The sequence below is a fragment of the Actinomadura sp. WMMA1423 genome (assembly GCF_006547145.1).
GTDB lineage: Bacteria > Actinomycetota > Actinomycetes > Streptosporangiales > Streptosporangiaceae > Spirillospora.
In genome coordinates this window covers 3266774-3285300 of sequence record NZ_CP041244.1, presented here as the reverse complement: position 1 = coordinate 3285300, position 18527 = coordinate 3266774, and the positions used below count along the sequence as shown (strand labels likewise).

13 protein-coding genes are annotated in these 18527 nt (G+C 73.1%); 6 read left to right on the top strand and 7 right to left on the bottom strand.

Annotated features, from left to right (window positions below):
• Positions 1-3 precede the first annotated feature (3 nt).
• The 4 genes from FKD65_RS15270 to FKD65_RS15255 all read left to right on the top strand — a co-directional run bounded on the left by FKD65_RS15270 (position 4) and on the right by FKD65_RS15255 (position 4906).
• On the top strand, positions 4-2016 hold the full coding sequence (locus tag FKD65_RS15270; RefSeq protein ID WP_141578132.1) for a fumarate reductase/succinate dehydrogenase flavoprotein subunit: 2013 nt from the start codon (positions 4-6) through the stop codon (positions 2014-2016).
• Entirely contained in the window at positions 2013-2783 is a 771-nt protein-coding gene (locus tag FKD65_RS15265) for a succinate dehydrogenase/fumarate reductase iron-sulfur subunit (protein WP_141578131.1), read from the top strand. The genes FKD65_RS15270 and FKD65_RS15265 overlap by 4 nt, the downstream gene beginning before the upstream one ends.
• A 343-nt stretch (positions 2784-3126) precedes the next feature.
• Positions 3127-3831 (top strand): Crp/Fnr family transcriptional regulator, encoded by a 705-nt coding sequence (locus tag FKD65_RS15260; protein WP_141578130.1) that lies wholly within the window; start codon positions 3127-3129, stop codon positions 3829-3831.
• An 85-nt stretch (positions 3832-3916) separates the two neighbouring features.
• Positions 3917-4906, top strand: a complete 990-nt coding sequence (locus FKD65_RS15255) for a LysR family transcriptional regulator (RefSeq protein WP_141578129.1) — start codon at positions 3917-3919, stop codon at positions 4904-4906.
• 18 nt (positions 4907-4924) lie between these two features.
• Here the strand turns inward: FKD65_RS15255 and FKD65_RS15250 are convergent, their stop codons facing one another.
• From FKD65_RS15250 to FKD65_RS15225, 6 genes are all read right to left on the bottom strand, one after another.
• Positions 4925-6694, bottom strand: a complete 1770-nt coding sequence (locus tag FKD65_RS15250) for a tetratricopeptide repeat protein (protein WP_141578128.1) — start codon at positions 6692-6694, stop codon at positions 4925-4927.
• Positions 6695-6825: 131 nt separating this feature from the next.
• Positions 6826-7599 (bottom strand): arginase family protein, encoded by a 774-nt coding sequence (locus FKD65_RS15245; RefSeq protein ID WP_141578127.1) that lies wholly within the window; start codon positions 7597-7599, stop codon positions 6826-6828.
• A gap of 62 nt (positions 7600-7661) precedes the next feature.
• Positions 7662-8414, bottom strand: coding sequence for a succinate dehydrogenase/fumarate reductase iron-sulfur subunit (locus FKD65_RS15240; protein WP_141578126.1), 753 nt, complete (start codon positions 8412-8414; stop codon positions 7662-7664).
• A gap of 2 nt (positions 8415-8416) precedes the next feature.
• Positions 8417-10354 (bottom strand): fumarate reductase/succinate dehydrogenase flavoprotein subunit, encoded by a 1938-nt coding sequence (locus tag FKD65_RS15235; RefSeq protein ID WP_141586847.1) that lies wholly within the window; start codon positions 10352-10354, stop codon positions 8417-8419.
• Positions 10355-10373: 19 nt separating this feature from the next.
• The gene (locus tag FKD65_RS15230; RefSeq protein WP_141578125.1) at positions 10374-11063 is read right to left on the bottom strand and encodes a succinate dehydrogenase cytochrome b subunit; all 690 of its coding nucleotides are present in this window, start codon (positions 11061-11063) and stop codon (positions 10374-10376) included.
• A 245-nt stretch (positions 11064-11308) separates the two neighbouring features.
• Entirely contained in the window at positions 11309-12520 is a 1212-nt protein-coding gene (locus FKD65_RS15225; protein ID WP_141578124.1) for a PP2C family protein-serine/threonine phosphatase, read from the bottom strand.
• 313 nt (positions 12521-12833) lie between these two features.
• Between FKD65_RS15225 and FKD65_RS15220 the strand changes: the two genes are divergently transcribed.
• Together FKD65_RS15220 and FKD65_RS15215 are read left to right on the top strand one after the other, a co-directional pair.
• The gene (locus tag FKD65_RS15220) at positions 12834-14588 is read left to right on the top strand and encodes an ABC transporter transmembrane domain-containing protein (protein ID WP_368367254.1); all 1755 of its coding nucleotides are present in this window, start codon (positions 12834-12836) and stop codon (positions 14586-14588) included.
• On the top strand, positions 14585-16309 hold the full coding sequence (locus FKD65_RS15215; RefSeq protein ID WP_141578123.1) for an ABC transporter ATP-binding protein: 1725 nt from the start codon (positions 14585-14587) through the stop codon (positions 16307-16309). Before FKD65_RS15220 ends, FKD65_RS15215 begins: the two co-directional genes overlap by 4 nt.
• Here the strand turns inward: FKD65_RS15215 and FKD65_RS15210 are convergent.
• Positions 16306-18396, bottom strand: a complete 2091-nt coding sequence (locus FKD65_RS15210) for a S9 family peptidase (RefSeq protein ID WP_141578122.1) — start codon at positions 18394-18396, stop codon at positions 16306-16308. The two genes, FKD65_RS15215 and FKD65_RS15210, sit on opposite strands and share 4 nt — an antisense overlap.
• Positions 18397-18527: the final 131 nt, after the last annotated feature.

Genomic DNA, 18527 nt, shown 5'->3' with positions numbered 1-18527 from the left:
AACATGACTGAGATCGAGAGGCACTCGTACGACGTCGTGGTGATCGGTGCCGGCGGCGCCGGGCTGCGCGCGGCGATCGAGGCGCGCCTCCAGGGCAAGCGGACCGCGATCATCTCCAAGTCGCTGTTCGGCAAGGCCCACACCGTGATGGCCGAGGGCGGGGCCGCGGCGGCGATGGGCAACGTCAACGCCAACGACAACTGGATGGTCCACTTCCGCGACACCATGCGCGGCGGCAAGTTCATGAACAGCTGGCGGATGGCGGAGCTGCACGCCAAGGAGGCCCCGGAGCGCATCTGGGAGCTGGAGCTGTGGGGCGCGCTGTTCGACCGCACCAAGGACGGCAAGATCAGCCAGCGCAACTTCGGCGGGCACGAGTACCCGCGGCTGGCGCACGTCGGCGACCGGACGGGCCTGGAGCTGATCCGCACCGCCCAGCAGAAGATCGTCGCCCTCCAGCAGGAGGACCACGCCGAGCACGGCGACTACGAGGCCAACCTGAAGGTCTGGGCCGAGACCACGGTCACGCGCCTGCTGAAGGACGCCGACGGCAGGGTGTGCGGCGCGTTCGGCTACGTCCGGGAGACCGGCAGGTTCGTCGTGTTCGAGGCGCCCGCCGTGGTGCTGGCGACCGGTGGAATCGGCAAGGCCTTCAAGGTCACGTCGAACTCCGGGGAGTACACCGGGGACGGCCACGCGCTGGCCCTGCTCGCGGGCGGATCGCTGCTGAACATGGAGTTCGTGCAGTTCCACCCCACGGGGATGGTCTGGCCGCCGTCCGTCAAGGGCATCCTCGTGACGGAGTCGGTGCGCGGCGACCGCGGCGTCCTGCGCAACTCCGAGGGCAAGCGGTTCATGTTCGACTACATCCCCGAGGTCTTCAAGAACCAGTACGCCACCACCGAGGAGGAGGGCGACCGCTGGTACGACGACCCCGACAACAACAAGCGCCCGCCCGAACTGCTGCCGCGCGACGAGGTCGCCCGCGCGATCAACTCGGAGGTCAAGGCGGGGCGGGGATCGCCGCACGGCGGGGTCTTCCTCACCGTCGTCGACCGGATGCCGGGCGGCGCCGCCGAGATCGTCAAGCGGCTGCCGTCGATGTACCACCAGTTCAAGGAGCTGGCGGACGTCGACATCACCAAGGAGCCGATGGAGGTCGGCCCGACCTGCCACTACGTGATGGGCGGGGTCGAGGTCGACCCCGACACCGGCGCCGCGAAGGTGCCGGGGCTGTTCGCGGCGGGCGAGGTCTCCGGCGGCATGCACGGCTCGAACCGGCTCGGCGGCAACTCGCTGTCGGACCTGCTGGTGTTCGGCCGCAGGGCCGGGCTCGGCGCGTCGGAGTACGTGGACGCCCTGCCCGCGCGCCCGGTCGTCCCCGGCGCCGAGATCGAGGCGGCGACGGCCGAGGCGATGGCCCCGTTCGAGCGGGAGAGCGGCGAGAACCCCTACGCCGTCCACGCCGAGCTCCAGCAGACGATGAACGAGCTGGTCGGCATCATCCGCAAGGAGGAGGAGCTCCAGCAGGCGATCGCCTCGCTCGGCAAGCTCCGCGAGCGGGTCGCGAACGTCAGCGTCGACCCCGTCGCGGTCGGCGACGGGCGCGGCTACCACCCGGGCTGGCACCTCGCGCTCGACCTGCGCAACATGCTGCTGGTGTCCGAGGCGGTCGCGAAGGCGGCGCTGGAGCGCCAGGAGAGCCGCGGCGGCCACACCCGCGACGACTACCCGGTCATGTCGCCGGAGTGGCGGAAGGTGAACCTCGTCTGCTCGCTGGCCGGCGACCCGTCCGCCCCGCACGTCGAGCTGGTCCGTCAGCCGCTCACCCCGATGCGGCAGGACCTGCTCGAGCTGTTCGAGACCGATGAGCTGAAGAAGTACCTGACCGACGAGGAGCTGCCGGGGCGCCCCGCCGCGCAGGCCCCCGCGGCGCAGGCCCCCGCCGAGGACGCCGCGGACGCGCCGGGCGCGGGCGCCGCCGACGCCGCGCAGAACGAGGAGGACGACCGATGAGCTACGAGGCGAAGTTCAAGGTCTGGCGCGGCGACGACGGCGCGGGCGAGCTCACCGACTACACGGTCGAGGTGAACGAGGGCGAGGTCGTCCTCGACATCATCCACCGGCTCCAGGCCACGCAGGCGCCCGACCTCGCCGTCCGGTGGAACTGCAAGGCCGGCAAGTGCGGCTCGTGCTCCGCCGAGGTCAACGGCATGCCGCGGCTGCTGTGCATGACCCGGATGTCGACCTTCGAACCGGACGAGACCATCACGGTCACGCCCGTCCGCACGTTCCCCGTCATCCGGGACCTGGTCACGGACGTGTCGTACAACTACCAGAAGGCGCGGGAGATCCCCTCGTTCGACCCGGGCGACGCCAAGCCGGGCGAGCTGCGCATGCAGCAGGTGGACGTCGAGCGCTCGCAGGAGTTCCGCAAGTGCATCGAGTGCTTCCTGTGCCAGAACGTCTGCCACGTCATCCGTGACCACGAGGAGAACAAGCCCGAGTTCGCGGGCCCGCGCTTCCTGATGCGGATCGGGGAGCTGGAGATGCACCCGGCGGACCAGGCCGACCGGCGCAACATCGCGCAGGACGACCACGGCCTCGGCTTCTGCAACATCACCAAGTGCTGCACCGAGGTCTGCCCCGAGCACATCAAGATCACCGACAACGCGCTGATCCCGATGAAGGAGCGCGTCGTCGGCCGCAAGTACGACCCGCTGGTGTGGCTCGGCAGCAAGCTCGGCATCGTGCGCAAGGGCGAGGACACCCCGTCCGCCTGATCGTGCGCGCCGGGCCGCCGGAACGGCCTTTCGCGAACGTCCCCCGCCGCCCCGCGCGACGGGGGGCGTTCGCGTTTCCGCCGCTTCCCGTATCGGGGACGCCGCTCTGGCGTGCGGCGCTCCCGGTGGCCCGGCGGGCGGCGTGCCCCCGGCCCGCCGCCCGCCGTTCCGCCGTTCCCCGTGAACGCCGTGGACGCCTGGACGGCCGCCCGGCCGTGCACGCCGCGTACAAGACTGGCGCACCCTCGAACGTTCGAGTAGGGATAAGTGCACACAACGCGTGATTGAACCGTGATTCTTTCCCGGGAGGCGGGAACGCTCCATGCCCTTTAGCGTTGTGGGCATGAGCGCCCTCGAACCGGGTTCGTTCCTCGCCGATCTCACCCAGGCGGAACGCGAGGACCTGGCGGCACGCGGCCGCGTCCGCGACTTCGGGCGGGGGGAGACGCTCTTCACCGAGGGGGAGGAGCCCGGCTGGGTGGCGGTCCTGCTGCAGGGCCGGGTCAAGGCGTGCTCCTACCGCGAGCTGGGCGGCGAGACGCTGCTGGCGGTGCGCGGCCCGGGAGCGCTGCTCGGCGAGGTCGCCGCGATCGACGGGCTGCCCCGGTCGGCGACCGTCACGGCGCTCGAACCGGTGCGGGCGCTCGCGGTCACGGCCGAGGAGTTCATGGCCTTCTTACAGGCCCACGGCCGCGTCTCCATCCTCATCATGCGGATGCTGTGCCAGCGCTGGCGCGACGCCGACCGCAAGCGCGTCGAGTTCGGCATGTTCGACGCGACGGGACGGGTGGCGCAGCGCCTCGTCGAGCTGGCCGAGCGGTTCGGGGTCCCCTACGACCGCCGCACCGGCGCGGCGGCCGGGCACGGCGGCGAGAGCGTCCGGATCACGCTGAACCTGTCGCAGGAGGAGCTCGCGGGCTGGGTGGGCGCGTCCCGCGAGGCCGTCAGCAAGGCGCTGCGCACGCTGCGACGGCACGGCTGGATCGAGACGGGCCGCCGCCGCCTCATCGTCCACGACCTCCAGGCCCTGCGCCGGCACGCGCGCTGACCGCGCTGACCGCGCTGCCTGCCCGCGGGAAGGCGTCCTCACCCGGTGCGGAACGCGCGGGACGGCGACCCGTACGCTGTGCAGGATGCAGTTGCAGCAGCTCGCCTATTTCGTCGCGGTCGCCGAGGTACGCCACTTCACGCAGGCCGCCGAGCTGCTGCGCGTCGCGCAGCCTTCGCTGTCCAAGCAGATCCGCGCGCTGGAGAACGAGCTGAACGTCTCGCTGTTCAGCCGCGCCCGGGGCAACATCACCCTCACACCGGCCGGTGAGGCGCTGCTGCCGCTGGCGAAGCGCATCCTCGCCGACGTCGACACCGCGCGCCTGGAAGTGCAGGAGCTGGTCGGCCTCAAACGCGGCCGCGTGCGGCTCGGCGCCACGCCGTCCCTGTGCGCGGGCCTGCTGGCGGACGTCCTGCGCCTCTTCCACGACACCTACCCGGGGATCCAGCTCATCGTCGAGGAGGGCGGCTCGCGCGACCTCGTCCGGGAGCTGACCCGCGGCTCGCTGGACATGGCCCTGGTCATCCTCCCCCTGCACGGCGACCCGCCCCTGGACACGACCCCGATCCTGCGCGAGTACCTGGTGGTGGCCTCCCCGGCGGGGGCCGAGCCGGGCGCCCCGAGGACCGCTCAGCTCCCGCGCCGCTCCTACCTGCGCATCGAGGACCTGCAGAACCGCCCGCTGGTGATGTTCCGTCCCGGCTACGACCTGCGCGAGGCCACCATCAGCGCGTGCCGGGCCGCCGGGTTCGAGCCGAGGTTCGCGGTCGAGGGCGGCGAGATGGACGCCGTCCTGCGCTTCGTGGAGGTCGGCCTCGGTATCGCGGTCGTCCCCAGCATGGTGCTGGCCGGACGGCCCGGCCTGCGCGGAACCCCGCTCGTCCTGGCCGACGAGGAGGCCCGCCGCGGCCGCCACGGGCCCGGCCTGCTCCGCACCATCGCCCTCGCGCACCGCAAGGACGTGGAGCTCACCCACGCGGCCCGCGCGTTCCAGGAGACGCTCCAGACGTTCCTCGTGGAGGCCGCCCAGGCCGGAACCCTTCCCGCCGGCGTGGAGACCCTCGTCAGCGCCTGATCCCGGGGCCCCGCTCCGTCACGCGTGCGGGTCGAGGGAGCGCAGGCGGGGGGTGGGGCGCGGGTGCTGGAGGTCTTCGAAGATGGCCAGGGCCCGCATCCAGCAGTCGCGGGCGGCGTCCGGGCGGGACATCTGCATGTGGGCGCGGCCGAGGTTGTAGAGGGCCTCGCCCTGGCCCGGGCGGTCGCCGAACTCGCGGAAGACCTCCAGGGCCCTCTCGTAGTGGGCGATGGCGGTGTGCAGGCGGCGCAGGCCGTGGTGGGCGTAGCCGAGGCCGTGCAAGGTCCAGCCGATGGTCCGCTCGTCGGCCTCCAGCGCGATGCCGTGGGCCTGCTCGAAGTGGTCCAGGGACGAGCCGAAGTCGGCGAGCCCGGCGTAGGCGTAGCCGAGGGCCGTCAGCGCGCGCCCGGTGTTGCGGCGGTCGCCCAGCGCGGCGGCCAGCAGGACGGACCGGCGGTGGTGGCCGACCGCCTCGCGGTAGCGCTGGAGGCGCCGGCAGGCGTAGCCGAGCCCGTGCAGCGCCCACGCCTCGCCCCGGACGTCCCCGAGCCGGGAGAAGACCTTGCACGCCGCGGTGAACAGTTCCGCGGACTCCTCGAACCGCCAGCGGTTCTGGCTGGCGTAGCCGAGGCCGCCGAGCGCGTAGGCGACGCCGCGGTCGTCGCCGAGGAGGCGGGCGGACGCGAGGCCGGTGCGGAGCGCCTCGTACCAGTCGGTCCAGGGGCTGCGCAGGAGGAGGAACGTCCACAGGGCGAGCGGGAGCCGCCAGGCGATGTCGTGGTGGCCCTCCTCCGCGGCGACGCGGGCGGCGGCGACCAGGTTGAGCCGCTCGGTCTCGCACCAGCGCATGGCCTCGTCCGTCGAGGCGAAGGGCAGGGCGCGGTCCGGCTCGTCCGGCAGCGTCAGGGACGCGGTGACGCGGTCCGGGCACAGCAGGCGGCGCGCGTTGTCGGCGGTGCCGAGGTACCAGCCGAGGACGCGGCGGACGGCGGCGGAGCGCTCCCGCGGCGCGAGCCCCGGCTCCCCGGCCGGGGCGGGGACGTCGTACCGGCCCTCGGCGCGCTCCGGCAGGCCGAGGCCGTCGAGCAGGACGCGGGCCTCGGCGTCCGGGACGTCGAGGAGCGCGGCGGCGGCCGGGACGGAGATCTGCGCGCCGGGATGGAGGGCGAGCAGCCGGAGATGCCGGGCGGTGTCCGCATGCGGCCAGGTGTCCGGCGGCCGCATCCAGGCCCGCTCGCGGAACTCCTTGACGGCGACCCGCGCGGGCCGGAAGGCGGCCGCCCCGCACGCGGGGTTCTGCCGCACGACCTCCTCGAAGAACCACCCGGAGGTGATCAGTGCCAGGACGCCGGGGGAGGCGCTCAGCGCGTCCTTGAGCGGGGGCGCCGACAGAAGCCGGAACGCCTTGTTGATCGCGGTGCCGGCGACGCCGTGGTCGTCGTGGTGGATCTCGCCGGCGTGCACGGCGACGCGCACCCTGATGCGGGCGCCCGGCTGGGCCCCGCGGTTGTGCCGTTCGATCAGGGTGGCCAGCCGCGCCGGGAAGGGGCCGGCCACCAGCTCCTTCGGCACGTCCGGCCCGATGAGGATCATGGCTCCGTCGCCCCGGTCCTCGCAGTAGCAGGAGGACGCGGGCACGCCGGAGTCGTCGAGGGCCCTCCGCAGGGCGCGGTATAAGCCCGCCCGGATGGCGAGCTGGTCCCCGTTGGTGCGGCGCCCGAAGCCCTCGACGTCCAGGCACAGGATCGTCCGGTGCACAGCCGGACCCGCCCCGTTTGCACAGTGCATCAGCTCATGCATATGCACCCCCTTATGCATGTGCGTGAGCATGCTACGGCATGATCACCGCCTGTCGAAGCGGTTGCGCCGTGCTCTTTCCGGGCGGGTCCGGGCTCCTCTCGGTCGGGCACGCGCTCGTGTCAGGCGGTCAGGAGATCCTTCAGCAGCCGGGTGCGGACGTCGTCGTCCCCGTCCCGCGGCGGATGCCAGGGGCACGCGATGTCCAGCGCGGCCACCCGTCCGGTCGCCATGATCCGCCGGACGGCCCCGACGACCGCGTCGCGGGACGGCCCGCCGCCGACGGGGAACTTCAGTCCGGGCAGCTCGGCGGCGTCGACCACGTCCACGTCGATGTGCACCAGCAGCGGGCCGGGAGGCAGGACCCCGCCGCCGGGCTCCCCGCCCTCACCCACGTCGTCGACGCCGCAGCGCCTCACATTCGAGGACGCGAGGAACTCCGCCTCGGCCGGGTCGAGGTCGCGGGCGTCGACCAGGAGCGCCCGGTCATCGGGCAGCGTGCGCAGGCCGAGCCGGTCGGCGAGCAGCGCGGTGTCGGCGCCGAGGATCTGCCGGAGCGGCATCCCGCCGATGTAGCCCGACGTCGAACTCTCCACCGTGTGGACGTCGCCGTGCGCGTCGAACCAGACGACGGACGCGTCCACCCCGGCCTTCTGCACGCCCGCGAGGACGGCCTCCGCGGTCAGGCAGTCGCCCGAGACGACGCGCGGCATCGACCCGCCGCCGATCCGGTCGGCGACCTCGGCCACGACCGGCTGGAACAGCGCCGCGACGCGCTCCCACACGTCGCCGCCCGGGAGTTCGGGCTCCACCGCGACGACGTCGAGGCCGGACAGGGGGAAGGACGCGTCGGGAAGCCGTTCGTCCTGGTGGTAAGGAACCAAAGTGACCGTCATGCGGACACATTAGAACGGTCCCGCCCGGTACTCCGGGCGGGACCGAGAACAGGGGGCCGCGGCTACCGCTTCTTCCCGCCGGCGGTCGCCTTCAGGTAGTCGTGGTTCAGGCGGCCGATGACGTCCAGCGGGATGCCCTTCGGGCAGGCGACGGTGCACTCGCCGGTGTTGGTGCAGCCGCCGAAGCCCTCCTCGTCGTGGGTGTCCAGCATGGACACGACGCGGTCCCAGCGCTCGGGCTGGCCCTGCGGCATCAGGCCGAGGTGGGTGACCTTGGCGCCGAGGAAAAGGGCGGCCGAGCCGTTCGGGCACGCCGCGACGCAGGCGCCGCAGCCGATGCACTCGGCGGCCTCGAACGCGCGGTCGGCGTCCGGCTTCGGGACGGGCGTCGCGTGCGCCTCGGGCGCGGTGCCGGTCGGGGCGGTGATGTAGCCGCCCGCCTGGATCATCCGGTCGAACGCCGACCGGTCGACGACCAGGTCCTTCACCACCGGGAACGCCTTGGCCCGCCACGGCTCGACGTCGATGACCTCGCCGTCCTCGAACTTGCGCATGTGGAGCTGGCACGTGGTGGTGGCGCGCTCCGGACCGTGCGGCGTGCCGTTGATGACCAGCGAGCACATGCCGCAGATGCCCTCGCGGCAGTCGTGGTCGAAGGCCACCGGCTCCTCGCCGGAGGCGATGAGCTTCTCGTTGAGGACGTCCAGCATCTCCAGGAACGAGGCGTCGGGGGAGACGTCGTCGAGCTTGTACTCGACCATCCTGCCCTTGTCCCCGGGGCCGCTCTGGCGCCAGACGCGCAGTGTGAGCTTCATGATTACTTGTACGACCTCTGCGTGGGCTTGACGTACTCGAAGTTGAGGGCCTCCCGGTGGAGGACGGGCTGCTCGCCCTCACCGGCCCATTCCCAGGCGGCGACGTAGCCGAAGTTGTCGTCGTCGCGCTTGGCCTCGCCCTCCTCGTCCTGGCTCTCGGCCCGGAAGTGGCCGCCGCAGGACTCGGCGCGGTGCAGCGCGTCGATCACCATCAGCTCGGCCAGCTCGAAGAAGTCGGCGACGCGGCCGGCCTTCTCCAGTTGCTGGTTCAGCTCCTCGCCCCTGCCGGTGACCTTGACGCGCGTCCAGAACTCCTCGCGCAGCGCCGGGATGAGGACCAGCGCCTTGCGCAGCCCCTCCTCGGTGCGCTCCATGCCGCAGTACTCCCACATGATGTGGCCGAGCTCGCGGTGGAAGGAGTCGACGGACCGGTCCCCGTCGACCGCCAGGAGCCGCTCGATCCGCGTCCGCACCCGCTGCTCGGCCTCGCTGACCGCGGTCTCGGCGACCGGCGGGAGGCTGTTGCGGGCGATGTAGTCGTTGATCGTGTTCGGCAGGACGAAGTAGCCGTCCGCGAGGCCCTGCATGAGCGCGGACGCGCCGAGCCGGTTCGCGCCGTGGTCGGAGAAGTTCGCCTCGCCGATGACGAACAGGCCCGGGATCGTGGACTCCAGGTCGTAGTCCACCCACAGGCCGCCCATCGTGTAGTGGACGGCGGGGTAGATGCGCATCGGCGTGTCGTAGGGGTTCTCGCCGGTGATGCGCTCGTACATCTCGAAGAGGTTGCCGTACTTGGCCTCGACCTTGTCCCGGCCGAGGCGCGCGATGGCGTCGGCGAAGTCGAGGTAGACGCCGAGCCCGCCGGGGCCGACGCCGCGCCCCTCGTCGCAGACGTTCTTCGCCGCGCGGGACGCGATGTCGCGCGGGACGAGGTTGCCGAACGACGGGTAGATGCGCTCCAGGTAGTAGTCGCGCTCGTCCTCGGGGATGTCGTACGGCCTGCGCGTGTCGCCGGCCTTCTTCGGCACCCACACGCGGCCGTCGTTGCGCAGCGACTCCGACATCAGCGTCAGCTTCGACTGGTGGTCGCCGCTGACCGGGATGCACGTCGGGTGGATCTGGGTGTAGCAGGGGTTGGCGAACAGGGCGCCGTGCCGGTGGGCGCGCCAGGACGCGGTGACGTTCGAGCCCATCGCGTTCGTGGACAGGAAGTACACGTTGCCGTAGCCGCCGGACGCCAGCACCACCGCGTCCGCCGTGTAGTGCTTGACCTCGCCGTTGATCAGGTTCCGGACGACGACGCCGCGCGCCCGCCCGTCCTCCATGATCAGGTCGAGCATCTCGTGCCGCGGGTAGAGCTCCACGTTCCCGGCGTCCACCTGCCGCATCAGCGCCTGGTAGGCGCCGAGGAGCAGCTGCTGGCCCGTCTGGCCGCGCGCGTAGAAGGTGCGCGACACCTGCGTGCCGCCGAAGGAGCGGTTGTCGAGCAGGCCGCCGTACTCGCGGGCGAACGGGACGCCCTGCGCGACGCACTGGTCGATGATCTGCCGGGAGATGTCGGCGAGCCGGTAGACGTTCGACTCGCGGGACCGGAAGTCGCCGCCCTTGACCGTCTCGTAGAACAGCCGGTACACGCTGTCGCCGTCGTTGCGGTAGTTCTTGGCGGCGTTGATGCCGCCCTGCGCGGCGATCGAGTGGGCGCGGCGCGGGGAGTCCTGGAAGCAGAACTGCTGGACGTGGTAGCCGGCCTCGCCGAGGGTGGCGCCGGCCGAGCCGCCCGCCAGCCCCGTGCCGATGATGATGATCTTCTTTTTGCGCTTGTTGGCCGGGTTGACCTGCCTGGCCTCGAACTTGCGGGTCGTCCAGCGGTCCTCGATGGGGCCGGCGGGAGCCTTGGCGTCGGCGATCGGCTCGCCGGACGTGTAGAAGCCGTGCGTCATGTCCGCGGAGGTCATCTGATCAGCTCACCCATCCGAACGTGATGGACAGGGGGACGGCGACGAAGCCGAGCGTGACCGCTCCGGCGACGGTCGCGGCGAGCCCCCGCAGGGCGTTGTGGCTGCGCGGGGTGCGCAGCCCGAGCGTCTGGAACGCGCTCCAGATGCCGTGGTGGAGGTGGAGGCCGACGAGCAGGACCGCGACGACGTACCAGACCGTGATGTACCAGCGGGACGGGTCGAAGTCGGCGACCATCCGCTCGTAGGGGGTGGCGTCGGCGCCCTTGGGGTTCAGCGCGAAGAACGTGAGGTCCAGCAGGTGCCAGACGACGTAGACGGCGATGATGACGCCGCCGTAGCGCATCGTCCGGGTGGCATAGCCCTGCGCGTGCGACTTCTTGCGCGACTGGTACTTCACGGGGCGGGCGGCCGAGGCGCGGCGCGCGAGCGACACCGCCGACCACATGTGCAGGAGGACCGAGGCGCCGAGCACGAGCTCGATGACCGTCAGGACCGTCCGCCGCGGTACCGCGGGCTCGCCCATCGTGCGCAGCCAGTGGGCGTAGTGGTTGAACTCCTCCGCGCCGAGGAAGATCTTCAGGTTCCCGACCATGTGCAGGACCAGGTACAGCACGAGGATGCCGCCGGTGACGGCCATGACGGCCTTCTTGCCGACGGTCGACCGGTAGATCGCAGGTATCGCTATAGCCACGACCTGCACGCTATGTCCGGTTCTGCGATTCTTTCCAAGTCATGAGCGCACTTGTGGCGATAGCCGCAGGCTATGAACACACGCGGCGGGGGACTTGTGTCCGTTCCGTGACACCCGTCCGGGTGAGGGACTTCACAGCGGGTGCTGGAACTCCACCGGGGAGTGACCCACAAGACATTGACGGAGGTCAGACGCTTGTGGTGCGCGGCCGAGCTTCCGCCGAGGCCCTCTCGGCGGGCCTCCGCTCAGGCCTGCCGCGACAGCAGGAGGACGGCGAGGTCGTCGGTCAGCGCGTCGCCGTTGAGGAGCTCGACCTCGGTCACCAGCGCGTCGATCAGCGACCGTCCGGCAGCGCCGCCGGTGCGCGCGGTGCGGGCCAGGTCGACCAGGCCCTCGGTGCCCAGCCGGGCCGAGCCGTCGCCGACGCGTCCCTCGATCAGGCCGTCGGTGTAGAGCATCAGGCTCCAGGACTCGCCGAGGTCGATCTCGGTGGTCGGCCACTCGGCGCCGGGCACCAGGCCGAGCGCCGGGCCGTGCGCGTAGTCGGGGAGCGCCGTGACCTCGCCGCCCTCGCCCGGCGCCCCGCGGAACAGCAGCGGCGCGGGGTGGCCGGCGAGGTGCATCCGGGCGGTCCGCCGGGACGGCGCGATCGTGACCATGCAGAGCGTGGTGAAGATCTCCTCGCTGCGCCGCTCGTGCCCGAGGACGGTGTCGAGGGTGCCGAGGAGCTGCTCGCCGGTGTGCCCGGCGAGGACGAGCGTCCGCCACGCCATCCGGAGCTGGACGCCGAGGGCCGCCTCGTCGGGCCCGTGCCCGCACACGTCCCCGATCATCAGGTGGACGGCGCCGCCCTCGGTCTGCACGGTGTCGTAGAAGTCGCCGCCGAGCAGCGCCCGCCGCCGGCCGGGCCGGTAGCGGGTGTGGTGCCGCAGCGACGGGTCCTCGATCAGCGGGACCGGCAGCAGGCCCCGCTCCAGCCGCGCGTTCTCGCGGCCGAGGATGCGGGCCTCGACGAGCCGCCGCTCGGTCTCCTCCGAGCGCTTGCGCTCGATGGCGTAGCGGATCGCGCGGGCCAGCAGCGGGCCGTCGACCTCCTGCTTGACCAGGTAGTCCTCGGCGCCCGCGGCGACCGCCCTGACCCCGAGGCGGCCGTCGTCCAGGCCGGTCAGCACGACGACGGCGGCCGGGCCGGACAGCGCGAGCACCTGGCGCAGGCCCTCCAGGCGGTCGATCCCCGGCGTGGACAGGTCGACGATGATGCACTGGGTGCGCCGCGTCAGCATGCGGCGCGCGGAGTCCAGGTCGCTCGCGACGGTGATCTCCGTGTCCAGGCCGCTGTCGGCGAGCATCTTCTCCACCATGAGCACGTCGGTGGGGTCGTCGTCGATGAGGAGCAGGTCGATCCTGTCCTCGGTGCCTGGCGTGAGGGGATGCGTCTGGTGACTGATGGTGCTCACAGGTCATTCCGGAATGTCGGGCTGGCGACGGCACGGGCAACGACCGGGTCGTCCCGCCTGTTCCTGCGGCCGCAGGGAGCGGTACGGGCCGCGCCGGGGCGGCGGCATGGGCCCAGCCGCCAGTGTCCCGGCTCATGGAGCGGAGGAAGCATCGCTCCGTACGGTGACGACTTTAGCGTGCCACCGCGGCCGGGCGCATCCCCCGAGCATGGCTTGGCGGGCGTTTCCGGACCGTCCGAAACCTGGTCACCTGCTGAACTACCTGCTGAAAAACCAGTCGTGCGCCGAGGACCGCTCTGCGTAGCCTCGTCGCGTGAAGCCGTTGCCAGAGAAGGTTCCTGGCGGCCCCGGCCACGTCACCCGAGGGAGAGCGGACCCGCTCGACCCCTGGACCGCCTCCCGCGCGGAGCGCGGAGCCCCGGCGCGCTACCTGCTCGGGCTGCTGCGCGTCCAGTGGCGCAGCGTGACCGCGGGCGCCCTCTTCGGCGTGGCGTGGATGCTCAGCCAGGCCCTGATGCCCGCCGCGCTCGGCCGCGCCATCGGCGACGGCGTCGCGGCGCGGGACGAGCGCGCCCTCGTGACGTGGTCGGCCGTCCTGCTCGGCCTGGGCGCCGTCCAGGCCGGGACGGGCGTGCTCCGCCACCGGTTCGCCGTGTTCAACTGGCTTTCCGCCGCCTACCGCACCGTCCAGCTCGTCACCCGGCAGGCCACCCGTCTCGGCTCGACGCTGCCGAAGCGGCTGAGCGCCGGCGAGGTGGTGAGCATCGGCCTGTCCGACGTGGCGCACATCGGCGACACGATCGACATCGTCGCGCGCGGGTCGGGCGCCGTGGTCGCGATCGTCGTGGTGGCGGGCGTCCTGCTGTCGACGTCGCCGCCGCTCGGCCTGATCGTGCTGGTCGGCGTCCCGCTGATCATGGCGGCCGCGGCGCCGCTGCTGCGCCCCTACCGCGAGCGGGAGCAGGCGCACCGCGAGCTGGTCGGCGAGCTGACCACGCACGCCACCGACCTGGTCGCGGGCCTGCGGGTGCTGCGGGGCATCGGCGGCGAGGCGCTGTTCTCCGGCCGCTACCGCGCGGAGTCGCAGCGGGTGCGCGCGGCCGGGGTGGCGGTCGCGCGGGCCGAGACCCGGATGAACGGCGCGGAGGTGCTGCTGCCCGGCCTGCTGGTCGCGCTGGTCACCTGGGTGGGCGCCCGGTTCGCCGTGCGGGGGGCGATCGGCGTCGGCGAGCTGGTCGCCTTCTACGGGTACGCGGTGTTCCTGATCGTCCCGCTGAAGACCCTCGGCGAGGCCGCCAGCAAGATCACCAAGGGGCTGGTGGCGGCGGGCCGGGTCACCGCGCTGCTGCGGCTCGACCCCGAGCTGCCCGCCGCCGGGACGGCCCGGCCGCCCGCCGGCGCCGAGCTGGTCGACATCGCGTCCGGGCTGGTCGTGCGGGCGGGCCGGGTCACCGCGGTCGCGGCGGCCGACCCCCGCGACGCGCAGGCGATCGCCGACCGCCTCGGCCGGTACGCCGAGGGCGAGGTCGACTTCGGCGGCGTACCGCTGCGCGCGGTCGCCGACGTCCGGCGGCGGATCCTGGTCGCGGTCAACGAGGACCGGCTGTTCTCCGGCCCGCTGGCGGAGGCTCTCGCGCCGGAGGCCGGAGAGTCCGCGCTCTGGGCGGCGGTCCGCGCGGCCTGCGCCGAGGACGTCGTCGACGCGGTCGGCCTCGACGCGCACGTGGCCGAGGCAGGGCGCGAGTTCTCCGGCGGCCAGCAGCAGCGCCTCCGCCTTGCCCGGGCGCTCGCCGCCGACCCCGACGTCCTCGTCCTTGTGGAACCCACAAGCGCGGTGGACGCGCACACCGAGGCGCGCATCGCCGAAAGGCTCGGCGAAGCGCGCGCGGGCCGCACCACCGTGGTGTGCACGACGAGCCCGCTGATGCTGGACCGCGCCGACCACGTCGCCTTCGTCCATGAGGGCCTGGTCGTCGCAGAGGGAACACACCGGGAGCTTCTGGACGCCGAGTCGCGCTACGCGGCGACCGTCACCAGAGGCGAGGCGGCGGAGAGGGCGAAGACGTGAGCAGCCGGATCCTGCCGGTCGCGACCCCCGCGCAGGTGCGGGCCTACGCGCGGCGGCTCGTGCTCCGGCATCCGCGCGACCTCGCCGTGGTGCTGGGCCTGCACGCGCTGGCCGCCGCCACCGGGCTCGTCACGCCCCGGCTGCTCGGCGCGCTGGTCGAGGACGTCCGCGACGGGCGCGCCGACATCGACACCACCGGCCTGGCCATCGCCGGGTTCGTGATCGTCCAGGGCGTGCTGATCCGGTACGCCTACCTGGCGTCGGCGAAGCTGGGCGAGCGGGTGCTGGCCGAGCTGCGGGAGGAGTTCGTCGACCGGGTCCTGGCGGTGCCGCTGTCCACGGTCGAGCGCGCGGGCACCGGCGACCTGGTCACCCGCGCGTCCCGCGACGTGGACACGCTGAGCACCTCCGTCCGCTACGCGATGCCGGAGACGCTCGTCGCCGCCGTCGTGGGCGGGCTCACCGTCGCCGCCCTGATGCTGAACGGCCCGCTCGTCGCGCTGCCCGCGCTGGTCGCCGTGCCCCTGCTGGTGGCGGTGATGCGCTGGTACCTGCCCCGCGCCCACCGCGGCTACCTGCGCGAGAACGCGGCGTGGGCGCGCATCGGCGACGGGCTGACCGAGACCGTCCAGGGCTCCCGGACCGTGGAGGCCCTCGGCCTCGCCGAGCGCCGCCACGAGCGCGGCGACGCCGACATCGCGGCGTCCTACAAGGTGGAGCGGTACACGCTGGGCTTGCGCACGGTGCTGTTCCCGGTGATGGAGATGAGCTTCGTCCTGCCCGTCGTGTCGACGCTGCTCGTGGGCGGCCTGCTCTACATCAACGACATGGCGACGCTCGCGCAGGTGACCGCCGCGACCCTGTACGCCCAGCAGCTCATCGAACCGGTGGACACGCTCCTGCAGTGGCTGGACGAGCTCCAACTCGGCGGCGCGTCCCTGGCACGGTTGCTCGGCGTGGGCAGCGTCCCGCCCGACCGCACGCCGGGCGGGGAGCGGCCCGACGGCGAGCGGATCACGGCCCGCGACGTCCACTACTCCTACCGTGCAGGCCACGACGTCCTGCACGGCGTCGACCTCGACCTGAGGCCGGGCGAGCGCCTGGCGATGGTCGGGCCGAGCGGCGCGGGCAAGTCGACGCTCGGCCGCCTGCTCGCCGGCGTCGACGGCCCGCGCGCGGGCGCGGTCACCGTGGGCGCCGGCGGCGGCGTCCCCCTGGTCGCGCTGCCCCTGGACGACCTGCGCGGCCATGTCGCGCTGGTCACCCAGGAGCACCACGTGTTCCGCGGCACCCTCCGCGAGAACCTCGTGATGGCCCGCGGGGACGCCACCGACGACGACATCGCCGAGGTCCTCGCCGCTGTCGACTGGGACGGCCCCGGCCTCGACACGCTCGTCGGCTCGGGCGGCGAGACCCTGTCGCCCGCCCAGGCCCAGCAGCTCGCGCTGGCCCGGCTCGTCCTCGCCGACCCGCACACGCTCGTCCTGGACGAGGCGACGTCGCTGCTCGACCCGCGCGCCGCCCGCCGCCTGGAACGCTCGCTCGCCGCCGTCCTGGACGGCCGGACCGTCGTCGCCATCGCGCACCGCCTCCACACCGCCCACGACGCCGACCGCGTCGCGGTGGTGGAGGACGGCCGCATCACCGAACTCGGCACCCACGCCGACCTCCTGGCCGCCCAGGGCTCCTACGCGGCCCTCTGGGCCTCCTGGAGGAGCTAGTCCGCCAGGGCTTCCTTGAGGAAGGAGACCTGGATGTGGAGGAGGTTCTCGGCGACCACCTCTTGCGGGGTCATGTGGGTGACGCCCGACAGGGGGAGGACGGTGTGCGGGCGGCCGGCGGCGAGTAGGGCCGACGACAGGCGCAGGGTGTGGGCGGCCACCACGTTGTCGTCCGCGAGGCCGTGGATGATCATGAGCGGGCGCTTCAGGTCGGGGGCCCGGTCGAGGAGGGAGTTGGCGGCGTAGTTCTCCGGCTCCTCGTCGGGGTGGCCCAGGTACCGCTCGGTGTAGTGGGTGTCGTACAGGCGCCAGTCGGTGACCGGGGCGCCCGCGACGCCGGCGTGGAAGACGTCCGGGCGGCACAGGACGGCGAGGGCCGCGAGCCAGCCGCCGAACGACCAGCCGCGGATGCCGACGCGGTCGAGGTCGAGCGCGGCGGGGTGCTTGCGGGCGGCCTCGATCAGCGCGCTGATCTGGTCCTCCATGACGGGCTCGACGAAGTCGCCGCGCACGGCGCGCTCCCAGGCGGGGCCGCGTCCGGGGGTGCCGCGCCCGTCCGCGATCACGACGGCGAAGCCCTGGTCGGCGAGCCACTGCGCCTCGCAGTACATGCGCTGGACGGCGAGGACGCGCTGGGCGTGCGGCCCGCCGTAGGGGTCCACCAGGACGGGCAGCCGGCCGTGGCCCGGCTCCCAGCCGGTCGGCAGCAGCACGGCGGTGCGCAGGTCGCGGTCGCCGGAGCGCAGCAGCTCCACCCGCGGCGTGATCACGGGGGTCTCGGCGAACGAGACGACGGGGTGCACGGCGGACGGCGTGCGCACCTCGGCCTCCGAGCCGGGGCGGTCGAGCCGCGCGCCCGCGACCACGGTGACGCCGCCCGAGCGGGTGCCCGAGAAGACGCCCTGCCCCTCGGTCAGCCGGGTCACCTCGCCGCCCTCGTAGGAGTAGAGGTGCACCTCGGTCGGCTCCTCCGAGGCGGTGAACAGGACCGACTCGCCGTCCACGCCGAGGACGGAGCGCAGTTGCAGGCCGCCGGGCGTGACGGGCTCTCCCGCGACGGTGAGGCGGCGGGTGTCGGTCCCGGGGTCCTCGGTGGCCCAGACGAGGGCGCCGCCGTGCGTCCGCGCGGGCAGGCCGGGGATGATCTCCGTCCAGACCGGGTCGTGCTCGGTGTGCAGCAGGGACGTCTCGCCGCTGGTCGGATCGACCTTCAGCACCCGCTGGGAGCGCTGGTCGCGCGGCTGCACGACGATCAGCAGGCCGTGCCGGTCCCAGACGGCGGTCACGAGGTAGGGGAACATGCCGCGGTCCCAGGCGACCGCGAGCCGCCCGCCGTCGACCTTCAGCAGCACCAGGGACACCAGGGCGTTCGGGGTGCCCGCCGCCGGGTAGGCGATCTCGGACGGCTCCCGGTCCGGGTTGGCCGGGTCGGCGATGTGCCAGCGCTGCACGGGCGTCTCGTCCACGCGCGCGACCAGCAGGGTCCCGCCGTCGGGTGACCACCAGTGGCCGCGCATCCGGCCCATCTCCTCCGCCGCGACGAACTCGGCGAGGCCGTAGGAGACCTGGTCGGACTCGGGCTCGACGAGCGCCCGGTCCTCCTCGCCGTCTCCGCCGTCCAGGCCGACCACGCGCAGCGTCCGGCCCGACACGTAGGCCACGCGGCGGCCCGCCCCGTCCACGCGCGGGTCGAAGACGGGCGCCCGGGCGGGCAGCTCCCGGACCAGCGCGGTGCCGAGGTCGACGGCGTAGAGGCGCCCGCCCAGCGTGAAGACGGCCTGCTCCATGGCGCGGTCGGTCGCGTACCCGACGATGCCGCCCGCCTGCTCGCGGGCGCGCTCGCGCCGGGCCCGCTCCTCGGCGGGCAGGTCCTCCTCGCCCGGGACGTCCAGCGCGGCGGGGTCGGCGACGCACTCCTCCTCGCCGGTGGCGGTGTCCAGCGTCCACAGGCAGGTCACCGGGTCGTCGCCCGCCCGGGTGCGCAGGAAGGCGACGCGCGACCCGTCCGGCGCGATCTGGAAGGCGCGCGGGACGCCGAGGCCGAACCGTCGCGTGCGGGCGCTCTGCCGCGGATAGCTGATGCTCATGGCAACCGAGTCTGCCAGGACGGTCGGCGAGTACGGCGCACGGCGGCCTCCTGCCCTCTATGATCACGGGTCGTCGCGTAGCGGCCGGGGAATGTCCCGTGCCCGTGTCCGCGCTCGCGTAAGCTCAAAGC